The organism is Streptococcus gallinaceus, assembly GCF_040545695.1.
Taxonomy (GTDB): Bacteria; Bacillota; Bacilli; order Lactobacillales; family Streptococcaceae; genus Streptococcus; species Streptococcus gallinaceus.
In genome coordinates this window covers 105,858-117,610 of record NZ_JBEPMK010000003.1, presented here as the reverse complement: position 1 = coordinate 117,610, position 11,753 = coordinate 105,858, and the positions used below count along the sequence as shown (strand labels likewise).

The 11,753-nt window shown below is 41.8% G+C and carries 12 protein-coding genes and 1 pseudogene; 5 read left to right on the top strand and 8 right to left on the bottom strand.

The window, feature by feature from the left end; translation table 11 throughout:
* Positions 1–127: 127 nt before the first annotated feature.
* Together ABID27_RS04810 and ABID27_RS04805 are read left to right on the top strand one after the other, a co-directional pair.
* The gene (locus tag ABID27_RS04810) at positions 128–682 is read left to right on the top strand and encodes a carboxymuconolactone decarboxylase family protein (RefSeq protein ID WP_253364369.1); all 555 of its coding nucleotides are present in this window, start codon (positions 128–130) and stop codon (positions 680–682) included.
* Between the two features lie 51 nt (positions 683–733).
* Positions 734–1,806: pseudogene (locus ABID27_RS04805) on the top strand (acyl-CoA dehydrogenase family protein).
* A gap of 16 nt (positions 1,807–1,822) precedes the next feature.
* On the opposite strand, the gene ABID27_RS04800 reads toward ABID27_RS04805, so the two are convergent.
* Entirely contained in the window at positions 1,823–2,806 is a 984-nt protein-coding gene (locus tag ABID27_RS04800) for an L-lactate dehydrogenase (protein WP_253364374.1), read from the bottom strand.
* A 194-nt stretch (positions 2,807–3,000) separates the two neighbouring features.
* Between ABID27_RS04800 and gyrA the strand changes: the two genes are divergently transcribed.
* From gyrA to radC, 3 genes are read left to right on the top strand one after another with little or no spacing between them, the layout of a single operon-like run.
* A complete protein-coding gene (gene gyrA / locus ABID27_RS04795; protein ID WP_354280621.1) occupies positions 3,001–5,460 on the top strand; it encodes a DNA gyrase subunit A in 2,460 nt (819 codons plus the stop codon).
* Positions 5,453–6,196, top strand: a complete 744-nt coding sequence (locus tag ABID27_RS04790; RefSeq protein ID WP_253364376.1) for a class A sortase — start codon at positions 5,453–5,455, stop codon at positions 6,194–6,196. Before gyrA ends, ABID27_RS04790 begins: the two co-directional genes overlap by 8 nt.
* A 56-nt stretch (positions 6,197–6,252) precedes the next feature.
* Positions 6,253–6,933 carry a RadC family protein gene (gene radC, locus ABID27_RS04785; protein WP_253364382.1) on the top strand — a complete coding sequence of 227 codons (681 nt, stop codon included), beginning with the start codon at positions 6,253–6,255 and terminating at the stop codon, positions 6,931–6,933.
* On the opposite strand, the gene ABID27_RS04780 is transcribed toward radC, so the two are convergent.
* The 7 genes from ABID27_RS04780 to ABID27_RS04750 all read right to left on the bottom strand — a co-directional run bounded on the left by ABID27_RS04780 (position 6,930) and on the right by ABID27_RS04750 (position 11,743).
* Positions 6,930–7,634: a gamma-glutamyl-gamma-aminobutyrate hydrolase family protein gene (locus ABID27_RS04780; protein ID WP_354280619.1), complete on the bottom strand. Its 705-nt coding sequence runs from the start codon at positions 7,632–7,634 to the stop codon at positions 6,930–6,932. The two genes, radC and ABID27_RS04780, sit on opposite strands and share 4 nt — an antisense overlap.
* A 4-nt stretch (positions 7,635–7,638) precedes the next feature.
* Positions 7,639–8,292 carry a redox-sensing transcriptional repressor Rex gene (locus ABID27_RS04775; protein WP_253364386.1) on the bottom strand — a complete coding sequence of 218 codons (654 nt, stop codon included), beginning with the start codon at positions 8,290–8,292 and terminating at the stop codon, positions 7,639–7,641.
* Positions 8,293–8,385: 93 nt separating this feature from the next.
* Positions 8,386–8,601: a DUF4649 family protein gene (locus ABID27_RS04770; protein WP_253364388.1), complete on the bottom strand. Its 216-nt coding sequence runs from the start codon at positions 8,599–8,601 to the stop codon at positions 8,386–8,388.
* A gap of 2 nt (positions 8,602–8,603) precedes the next feature.
* A complete protein-coding gene (locus ABID27_RS04765; protein ID WP_354280616.1) occupies positions 8,604–8,948 on the bottom strand; it encodes a DUF1831 domain-containing protein in 345 nt (114 codons plus the stop codon).
* Positions 8,938–10,068 (bottom strand): cysteine desulfurase family protein, encoded by a 1,131-nt coding sequence (locus ABID27_RS04760; RefSeq protein ID WP_354280614.1) that lies wholly within the window; start codon positions 10,066–10,068, stop codon positions 8,938–8,940. The genes ABID27_RS04765 and ABID27_RS04760 overlap by 11 nt, the downstream gene beginning before the upstream one ends.
* An 11-nt stretch (positions 10,069–10,079) precedes the next feature.
* Positions 10,080–11,057 (bottom strand): ribose-phosphate diphosphokinase, encoded by a 978-nt coding sequence (locus ABID27_RS04755; RefSeq protein WP_253364394.1) that lies wholly within the window; start codon positions 11,055–11,057, stop codon positions 10,080–10,082.
* A gap of 113 nt (positions 11,058–11,170) precedes the next feature.
* Complete coding sequence (locus ABID27_RS04750) at positions 11,171–11,743, bottom strand: CYTH domain-containing protein (protein WP_253364396.1); 573 nt, start codon at positions 11,741–11,743, stop codon at positions 11,171–11,173.
* Positions 11,744–11,753: the final 10 nt, after the last annotated feature.

The window sequence follows — 11,753 nt, the reverse complement described above, 5'->3', positions numbered from 1 at the left end:
GCGGGTATAATATCAGTTTAATAAATATACTTATTTATATTTGCTTATCTCTTTTATAAGAAATCTATATTTCCCAATTATAAAAAAGTCTGTTAAACTGGGTCTAATAAAATTTTGGAGGTATCCTATGGCAAATCTTACAATTCACACTATCGAAACAGCCCCAGAAGCTGTTAAAGATGTCCTTACGACTGTTAAACGTGAAAACGGTGGCTACATTCCCAACCTAATCGGTGTACTTGCCAATTCCCCAACAGCACTTGAAACCTATCGTACAGTAGGAGGTATCAATCGTCGTTCTAGCCTGAGTCCAACAGAGCGCGAAGTCGTTCAGATTACAGCTGCAGTGACAAATGGTTGTGGTTTCTGTGTGGCAGGACATACAGCTATCGCGATTAAGCAAATCAAAATGCCAGAGGATGTCCTGACGGCATTGCGTGAGACGGCACCAATCGAGAGTGATGCTAAGTTGGATACTCTGGCACGATTCACACTGACTGTTATCCACCAAAAAGGACAAGTGGGGCCAACCATCCTATCTGACTTTTTCGAAGCAGGCTACACACAAGAAAATGCCCTGGATGTTGTACTAGGTGTTAGTCTTGCGACTCTTTGTAATTTTGCCAATAATTTGGCTGAAACTCCAATTAATCCTCAATTGCAACCATATACTTTACAATAAGATCATTTAGATTGTAACCAAGTCACCCTAGAACAGTAAGGAGGGAAATCAATGAGCTATTTAACAACAGAGTTTATCGACTGGCTTGACCAGCATGCTGATGCTTTAAACCAAGAATCGGGACCGTTGGCAGACGAGTTGCTTGAAAAAGTCGCTAAACAAGGGCTTTTCAAGATAGGCGTACCAGAAGGATTGGGTGGAAGCGGAGGTTATCCAACGGATGTCATTGAGGCTTTGAGTCAACTCGCTCAACATTCTCTAACGGCTGCCTTTATTTCATGGGGACATCGGACCTTTATCGAGAATATCCTTCAGTCTGAAAATTCCTACGGTCGTACATACTGGTTGCCCCAGCTCCTAACAGGTCAGTTAGCTGCAGGAACAGGCTTATCTAATGCAGTTAAATTTTTATCAAGCATAGAAGAGCTCAATGTTTCCATAGTAGAAGAAGCTGGTAAGCTCTACCTACAAGGACGTCTTCCATGGGTGACAAACTTGGGAAATGATCAATTTGTAGCGATTTTCGTCGCAGGATACGATGATGGACGCACGCCAATTGTTCTCAGTGTTTCTTCGACAGCTATCGGTTTGAGCCGCTCAAATGATTTAGAATTCGTGTCTCTACAAGGATCGAATACGGCATCTCTGATCTTTGATAAGGTTGAGTTAGATCCACAATGGATTGTTTCAGACAATGCGCCAGAATTTTTAGGTTATCAGTTCGGTTTGGCATTGGATTGGCTCAGCGTTCATTGGCTGAGACCAAGACCAACTTGACGCGTAGTCGTTCAGTTCTTCAGCTTGATTGGGAGCAACAGCAGGAAAATTTAACCACGATTCAAGAAAAATTGTACAGCGGTTTGAAGAATGACGATTATTTTATTGATCATCCTCGGGAACTTTTTCAACTTCGTATAGATATTATTGACGTAGTTGTGGCCAGTTTGTTGCTCGAACTAGAAGCGGGCGGAGGTCGTGGTTACTTTAAACACTCAAATTCATCCTTTATTCGCAGGTGGAATGAAGGTGCCTTTCTACCAGTAGTATCTCCAAGCGCAGTTCAGTTGCGACATTTGTTGGCAACAACTGCTTGGAAATTGGAATATAAAAAGAGTCCTCAGTAGGACTCTTTTTATATTATTAGTTTTTTACTGAAGCAGCAATTTCTGGATTTGCAAAAGCGTTATCCATAATTTCTTTCAATTGTGCAGCAGAAGCTTGCATTTTTTGCAATTCAGCATCGTTCAATGGGATGTTCACTGGACGCACGATACCGTGTGCACCAACGATAGCTGGTTGACCGATGAAGACATCTTCAACACCTTCGTATTGACCTGATTGGAATACTGAAAGTGGAAGTACTGCATTTTCATCATCAAAGATTGCTTTTGTGATACGAGCAAGCGCAGCACCGATACCGTAGTATGTAGCACCTTTTTTGTTGATGATTGAGTAAGCTGCGTCACGTACTGAGATAAACAAGTCTACAAGACCTTGCTCATCGATGTCGCGGTTATCTTGCAACCATTGTTCCAATTTAACACCGGCAACATTAGCGTGTGACCAAACAGCAAATTCTGAGTCACCGTGTTCACCCATGATGTAGGCGTGAACTGAACGAGCGTCGATACCGATTTTTTCAGCAAGTGCTTGACGGAAACGAGCTGAGTCAAGAGAAGTACCTGAACCGATAACGCGTTCTTTAGGGAAACCTGAGAATTTCCAAGTTGAGTAAGTCAAGATATCAACTGGGTTAGCAGCAACGAGGAAGATACCGTTAAATCCTGAAGCTACGATTTCGCTAACGATTTGTTGGTTGATACGGAGGTTTTTCTCGATCAATTGAAGACGAGTTTCACCTGGTTTTTGTGGCAAACCAGCTGTCAATACAACGAGGTCTGCATCATGTGCGTCTGAATATTCAGCTGAATAGATTTTTTTAGGGGAAGTGAAAGCAAGCGCATGGCTCAAGTCTTCCGCGTCACCTTGTGTACGATCTTTGTTGATATCAACGATACCTAATTCTTGACCAATACCTTGGTTAACGAGGGCGTAAGCGTAAGCAGAACCTACGGCACCGTCGCCGACAAGGATCACTTTTTTATGTTGTTTGGTTGCAGTCATGTTTCTACAATTCTCCTTTGAATTATTTGGGATATCGTCCCAACCATCTATTATTCTAGCACTTTTCAGCTCATTTGTCAGTAGTGAAAGGTGTTCTGAAAATGTTTACATTATAGATTCTTATATCGGAAAAATAAGCTGAAATATGGTATAATTATATAGATACTTTCTAGTAGAAATGAGGCTTTTTTTCAATGCAAGATAAAAATTTAGTGGATGTAAATCTGACGAGTGAAATGAAGACGAGCTTCATTGACTATGCCATGAGTGTTATCGTGGCACGGGCTCTTCCAGATGTACGTGATGGACTGAAACCCGTTCATCGTCGTATTTTGTATGGAATGAATGAACTAGGCATTACACCAGATAAGCCACATAAAAAGTCAGCGCGTATCACCGGTGATGTAATGGGTAAATACCACCCGCATGGTGATAGTGCAATCTATGAAGCTATGGTCCGTATGGCGCAGTGGTGGAGCTACCGTCACATGTTGGTTGACGGGCACGGTAACTTCGGTTCTATGGACGGAGATGGTGCGGCCGCACAGCGTTATACAGAAGCTCGTATGAGCAAGATTGCGCTTGAAATGCTGCGTGACATCAATAAAAATACGGTAAATTTCGCAGATAACTATGATTCGAGTGAGCGTGAGCCAGAAGTACTTCCTGCACGTTTTCCAAATCTTTTGGTTAATGGTACGACAGGGATTGCCGTTGGGATGGCGACCAATATTCCCCCACATAATCTGGGTGAGACTATTGACGCGGTAACCCTTTTGATGGACAACCCTGAAGCAACAACGCGAGAAATTATGGAAGTCCTACCTGGTCCTGACTTCCCGACAGGTGCGCTTGTTATGGGGAAATCTGGTATTCACCGTGCTTATGAAACAGGTAAAGGTTCGATTGTTCTACGTGCCAAGACAGAAATTGAAGAATTTGGAAATGGTCGTGAGCGTATCGTTGTAACAGAGTTTCCTTATATGGTCAATAAGAGCAAGGTCCTAGAGCACATCGTTCGTTTGGCCCAGGAAAAACGGATTGAAGGCGTAACGGCAGTTCGTGATGAATCCAACCGTGAAGGTGTTCGATTTGTCATTGAAGTTCGTCGAGATGCATCTGCTAACGTTATTTTGAATAATCTGTTCAAATTGACACAATTGCAAACGAACTTTAGTTTCAACATGTTGGCCATTCAAGGTGGAATACCGAAAATTTTGTCTGTTCGACAAATTTTGGCAGCTTATATTGACCACCAAAAAGAGGTTGTTACTCGTCGTACACAATTTGACAAGGATAAAGCAGAGAGCCGTGCTCATATTTTAGCAGGTTTGCTGATTGCCTTGGATCATATCGAAGAAGTCATTCGTGTCATTCGTGATTCGGAGACTGACGCGATTGCTCAGGCTGAATTGATGAAGCGCTTCGACTTGTCTGAGCGACAAAGTCAAGCTATTCTAGACATGCGTCTGCGTCGTTTAACAGGATTGGAGCGCGATAAAATTCAGTCAGAATACGATGACTTGTTGGCTCTGATTGCCGACTTGGCAGATATTTTGGCTAAGCCAGAACGCGTGGTGCAAATCGTAAAAGATGAACTAGGCGAAGTCAAACGTAAATACGCTGATGCTCGTCGAACAGAACTCATGGTCGGAGAAGTTCTTTCTCTTGAAGATGAAGATTTGATCGAGGAAACAGACGTCTTGATTACCTTGTCAAACAAAGGCTACATCAAGCGTTTGGCCCAAGATGAATTCCATGCCCAAAAACGTGGTGGCCGTGGTGTCCAAGGAACAGGGGTTAAAGATGATGACTTCGTTCGAGAACTGGTCTCAACCAGTACCCATGATCGTCTGCTCTTCTTTACCAATAAAGGGCGAGTTTACCGCTTGAAAGGCTATGAAATTCCAGAGTATGGACGGACAGCCAAGGGCTTGCCAGTCGTTAACCTCCTCAAATTAGACGAGGGTGAAACCATCCAGACCATCATCAATGTCACAAAAGACCAAGAAAACGACCATTATCTCTTCTTTGCGACGCGTCAAGGTTTGGTCAAACGAACAAGTGTGTCGGAATTTGGCAATATCCGTCAAAATGGACTCAAGGCCTTAAATCTGAAAGATGAAGATGAGTTGATTAATGTCTTCTTGACAGACGGTCAAACAGATGTCATCATGGGAACGAAATCAGGTTATTCTGTCCGATTCAATGAATCTGTCGTCCGAAACATGGGACGCTCAGCAACAGGTGTTCGCGGTGTCAACCTTCGTGACGGCGATGTGCTCGTTGGTGCAACAACCATTACCGATGAGCAGGAAGTCTTAGTCATTACCGAAAAAGGATTTGGTAAACGGACGCCAGCCACTGAATACCCAACAAAAGGGCGTGGTGGTAAAGGAATTAAGACCCTGAATGTGGCAGAGAAAAACGGTCCGCTTGCAGGTTTGACAACAGTTTCTGGTGATGAAGACATCATGGTCATCACAGATACAGGTGTTATTATCCGTACAGGCGTAGCCAATATTTCCCAAACAGGTCGCTCAACAATGGGTGTCAAGGTTATGCGTCTCAACGATGAAGCTAAAATTGTTACATTTGCATTGGTTGAAGCTGCTGATGATAAAGAAGAAGTAGTTGAGGGCGAGAATGTCTAGACGAAAAAAAACAACTAAAAAACCAGTAAGTTTCTGGCGTATCTTAGTCTTTACTTTGTTGTTATTGATTTCACTGGTATTGATTTTCAATTCCTCTATCCGCAATATGATCATTGCCAATAATACCAATCGTTATCAGATTTCCAAAGTTACAAAGAAGGAAATTAAAAAGAATCAAACGGCTAAAACTACCTTTGATTTCGATCAGGTTGAATCAATTTCAACCGAAAAGGTTCTCCAAGCACAGTGGGATGCCCAACAATTACCTGTTATCGGTGGAATTGCTATTCCGGATTTGAAAATCAACTTACCTATTTTCAAAGGACTATCAAATACTGCTCTCATGTATGGCGCAGGTACCATGAAGGAAGATCAAAAGATGGGCGAAGGCAACTATTCGCTTGCTAGTCACCATATCTTTGGAATTGCAGGAGCTAGTGACACACTCTTTTCTCCTCTGGAAAAAGCCAAAAATGGGATGAAAATTTATGTGACGGACAAGGAAACTATCTACGTCTACACTATTACTACCGTTGAAACTGTTGCTCCAGATCGTGTGGATGTCATCAATGATATCTTAGGGCAAAAAACAATCACTTTGGTCACTTGTGAAGATTTGGATGCAACCATGCGTACGATTGTCCAAGGTGAGCTGACAGAAACCATTTCTTACAAAGATGCAGATTCTGCTACCTTGAAACATTTTGAGCAATCGTATAATCAAGTTCAATTATAAAAAACTGAGGTCATTTGACTTCAGTTTTTTTCGAATAGATAAGTAAGGAGGATAGCATGTATCAAATTTCATTTAAAGAAGAAGCGTTGCAACCGAGAGAGCGTCTGGTAGAAGTAGGAGCTGATAAATTGAGCAATCAGGAATTATTGGCTATTTTCATTCGAACTGGAACGAAAAAAGAACCTGTTTCGGTTGTTTCCAATCAATTATTGTCCAAATTAGAGAGTCTATCTTCATTAGCAGACTTGTCGCTGGAAGAATTACAGCAAATAACGGGCATTGGTCGAGTCAAGGCTATTGAGATAAAAGCCATGATTGAACTGGGCAAACGGATTAACAAGTCAGAGCTTGCGCAACGAGAGCAGATTTTAGGGAGTGAGAAACTGGGGCTCAAGATGATTCAGGAAATAGGGATGAAAAAACAGGAACATCTCGTCGCACTCTACCTTAATACTCAAAATAAAATCATTTCCCAGCGGACGATTTTTATCGGTAGCGTGAATCGGAGTATCGCAGAGCCGAGGGAGATTTTACATTATGCAGTCAAGTGCATGGCGACGTCCATTATTATCATCCACAATCATCCGTCTGGCTCTGTCTTGCCTAGCAAAAACGATATGCTCTTTACGGACAAACTAAAAGAGTCCTGCGACATGATAGGACTCGTTTTACTGGATCATTTGATTGTGGGGCAAGATGATTATTATAGTTTTCGTGAAGAAAGTGAATTTTCTTAGAATTCTTGCACAAAATAATCAAATAAGGCTTGGTTCTGTGGAGAAGATTTCCAGAGGAGCTCAGGATGCCATTGGACTCCCAAAAATCGGCTACTGTCTGTTGTTTCGACCGCTTCGATAATGCCATCTTGGCTAGAAGTCGCAACAACCTTTAAATTACTGGCCAAGTCTTTGATAGATTGATGGTGGAAAGAGTTGATAAAAGTGGATTTTCCAAAAAATTTAGCAAAGAGGCTGTCTTCAGCAATGTCAATAGAATGATGAGGCACATGAGCTAGGCTTTCTTGCCAGTGCTGAGGGATATCTTGGTGAAGTGTCCCTCCCATAGCCACATTAAAGAGCTGCAGACCGCGACAGATGGCTAAAATTGGTTTTCCTTGCAATCTAGCTTCCTTTATCAAGGCTAGTTCAAATAAATCTCTTTCCAGCAAGTAATCATCGCTCACAATTGTTTGCTCTTCTTGGTAGAACTGAGGAAGAACATTTTGCCCACCAGTTAGGATTAATTTATCAATCATGGAAATGTAGCTTGCAGCATAAGCTGGGTCAGCTATCGGCATGATAATGGGAAGGCCACCAGCTTGTCGCACAGCTTCAGGAAATCCTGTAGCTGCATAAGACATCCGTGGAGATACGGTATCTGTTTGGTCAAAAAATTGATTGCCTGTAATTCCGATAATGTGTTGTATCTGTTGTATCATAGAACTAATTTTTCCGCATGAAGTAGAGTAGTGTTTGCAATTCGCTCGTCAAGTCAACATACTGAACAACCACGTCTTTTGGTACGGTAAGATTGACTGGGGAGAAGCTAAGAATCCCTTTCACACCTGCCTCAACTAGGACATCAGTGACTTCTTGAGCTTTTGAGCTTGGAACAGTTAAAATAGCTGTTTTGGAATTTGCTTCTGCAATACGGTCTCGAAGCTCAGAAATGGCGTAGATTGGAACATTTTCATCGCTGCTTCCGATGGCAGGATGCCCATCTGCTTCAAAGGCCATCACAATTTTCATTTTATTGCGTTCATGAAAGCGGTAGTGAAGGAGTGCGCGTCCCATGTTTCCGACTCCGACAAGCATCACATTTGTAATGGAATTATCATTCAAGATATCCGCGAAGAAGTCCATTAATTTCTTAACATCGTATCCAAACCCGCGTCGACCTAGCTCGCCAAAATAGGAAAAATCTCGGCGGACTGTTGCAGAGTCAATTCCGATAGCTTCTGCAATTTCTTTTGAGCTCGCTTTCTCAATATTTTCGCGGTGGAATCGTTTGAAAATCCGGTAATACAATGAGAGGCGTTTAGCTGTTGCACGTGGAATAGCGGTTTCTTTTCCATTTTTCACAATCTTTTTCTCCATTCAGCATTTTATACTTTATTTTAAAACATGTTTGTGAAAATTGCAACAATAAGAGTTCGAAAAAACCAAGTCACTATAATGACTTGGTTTTTCTTAGTTATTTTTGGGATCAATCGCTTGCAAAAAGTGATACAAATCACCGATTAAACCACTGTATCCAAGGTCTTTTCCGTCTTGTGTTAAGCTCAATACTTTGAGATGGTCAGGAACAGTGACACAGCCCGAAAAAGCTAGTAGAATGTCATCAAAATGTTCATAAGTTTGAATACGCTCTTGTTTGTAAGAGTCAATATAACGAAGTTCAATCATATTTATGCCTTCTTTGTGAAAATATCACGGTCAACTAGACTGTCCATTAGGAAGTAGAATTTCTCTTGAATAACCTTGTTTGAGCCTTCTTTAAAGATGTTTACCAGTTTCAAACCTGATTTGTCAGTGATATTGATTTTAAAACCTGATAAATCTTTGTTAAGGATAATTTTTAAGAAGAATCCTTGATTTGAATTTGGAACTTCTTCTAGCATACGAGTTAGCTGGAAATTTCCCACAGCTGTTTGCTCGAAGGTGTTATCACGCAAAGTGTATTTTTTAATAGACGGGCTAATTTCATAAGTGAAGTCACAATCTTTAAGAGTGACTGATTTTTCAAATGCCATTATCTTGGCCTCCAATCATTTCTTTTAAGGTCTGAATGACAATATCCAGTTCTTTTTTGGTGTTTTGCTCCGAGAAGCTAAAGCGAAGGGACTCTGTTAGACGGTGAGAATCAGGTCCGTAAAGAGCAGTCAGTACGTGGCTTTTTTCAATGACGCCAGCTGTACAAGCAGATCCGCTGGAAACAGCAATGCCAGCTAAATCCAAACGCATCAGTAATTGTTCATTTAGTTGTCCAGGAAATCCCATGTTGAGAACATATGGAAGCGTGTTGGCGGATTCATTAACAAAGAAATCTAAATTGTCTAATCCATCAAGCAGGTAGGATTTTAATTGACGGACAGTTTCGTAAAATTCTTCTTGGTGTTGCAACTGTTCATTCAGCGCAGCAGCCATAGCTGTAATTCCTGCTAGGTTTTCCGTACCAGCTCGGTGGTGACTTTCCTGCTTACCGCCATGAATCAAGGAGTCAAAGTTTGGGATTCTACTGTAGAGAAATCCTTGACCTTTTGGTCCGTGAAATTTATGGGCAGAAGCAGAAAGGAAGTCAATACCTAATTCCTCAGGATAAATCGGGATTTTTCCAATTGCTTGTACTGCATCAACGTGGAAAACGGCTTGATGGTCAGCTAAGACTTGGCCGATTTCTTTAATTGGAAGAATCATGCCTGTCTCGTTGTTAGCAAACATGGTACTGACAAGAATGGTGTCTGGTCGTAAGGCATCAGCGATTTGCTGAGCAGTTATTTCCTGATCAATCGGGTTGATATAGGTGACTTCAAACCCAAATCGTTTCTCCAAATAGTCCATGACATGAAGAACGGCATGGTGTTCAATTGCAGTTGTAATTAGGTGTTTTCCCCTGTCTTGATTGGCAAGGGTGTAGCCTTGGATAGCCAGTGTATCGGCCTCAGAGCCGCCAGATGTAAAAATAATATTGTCCGGCTTTGTTTTTAGCGAGTTTGCAATACTGTAACGTGCCTCGCGCAGCACTTTATTAGCAGCTCGACCAAAAGCGTGGATGCTAGACGGATTTCCAAAGATTTCCTGAGAAGTCTGCATTAAAGCATCAAGCGCAACTGTTGAAAGTGGAGTTGTTGCAGCATTATCCAAGTAGATCAATGACTGACCTCCTATTGTTTTTTCTTTTCTTTCTGGAAGCTAAAGAGTGGACTAACTGGACGACGTTCGTGGATGCGGAGTAGTGCATCAGCGATGAGCTCGCTAGCAGTCAGATAAGCAATATTTTTTGGCATCACTTCTTGTTTAGCAACAGAATCAGTTACCAAAATTTCTTTAATCGGAGCAGCATCAAGTAATTCAACTGCATTTCCTGCAAAGAGACCGTGGCTGGCAACGGCATAAATCTCAGTTGCACCATCACGCTCAACAATTTTAGCAGCTTCTGAGAATGTTTTACCTGTATTGAGGATGTCGTCAATCAAGATTGCTTTTTTACCAGCGACATCACCGATGATATAGCCTTCTGCTCGGTCGGCGTCATCTTGTGGGTAATCAATGATAGCGATTGGTGCATCCAAGTACTCTGCCAAGCTACGGGCACGTTTGATACCTGAATTTTTAGGGCTAACAATTACGACATCTGAACCTGTCAAACCTTTTTTAGTATAGTGCTCAGCAAAGAGTGGAACAGTATAGAGGTTATCAACCGGAATATCGAAGAACCCTTGAACTTGGACCGCATGGAGGTCAAGGGTTACAACGCGGTCAACTCCAGCTTTCACCAACATATTGGCAACTAATTTTGCTGTGATTGGTTCGCGAGGAGCAGCCGTACGGTCTTGGCGAGCGTAGCCGAAATAAGGCATGACGACTGTAACTGAGTTTGCACTGGCACGAACACAAGCGTCAACCATGATGAGTACTTCCCAAAGGTGGTTATTCACTGGGTAGCTAGTTGACTGGATAATGTAAACATCAACACCACGAACACTTTCTTCAATATTGATTTGAATTTCTCCGTCTGAAAATTGACGAGAAGACATTTTTCCGATAGGGATACCAGAAACTTCTGAGATTTTTTCAGCAATTTCCTTATTTCCATTTAAAGCGAACAATTTGATTTGTTTATCGCCGTAGGGTTGTACCATGACAAAATAACTCCTTCATTCTATGAGGTGGTCTAGCAGACCACACATTTTTCCAATAGTCCTATTTTACCAAATTTTACCATATTTTTCATGTTTGAAAAATAAAAATCAGCCTATTTGACTGATTTTTTTTGAGCAGCTGTACGAGCAACCTTGCTGCTAGCATATTTGAACTGGATCTTGTGGCTGGATAGAAAATCATCAAAAGCAATTTTTCCAGCATCTGCATCGCCAACTTCGACTTCGAGTTCGTAGTCGGTTTGTCCGAGATAATTGTTTTCATCCAAGGCCATGAGGCCGATGGCTGTTCTTTTTTCCAAGCGTTTTGTGGTCAAGAATCCCCAAACATCCAGCTCAGAGAGGGGGATTTCTTTTTCGGCTAGAAGATCCTTAATGGTGCCTGCAGGTAGGTAGAACGCTTCAATTATTTCTTTCGCTTCAGCAAGCGATAGGCTTTGATTGTATTCCATATTGCCAATTTCTTGAGGGATTTTCAAGGTTAGCTCAGCAGCATCGTGAAAAGTTCGGATGCGAAGAGAGCAACGATTGGCTTTCATGGCAAAATCAGGTGTGTCAATATAGTAGTTTGTTTGCTCTACAAGGTCAACATCAGAAAAGAGAGGTTGCAATTTCAGGTATTCCTCTTGTGTTAGCAGTGTTTTGTATTCAATTTCTAAGTGGTTCATTTTCAGTAGA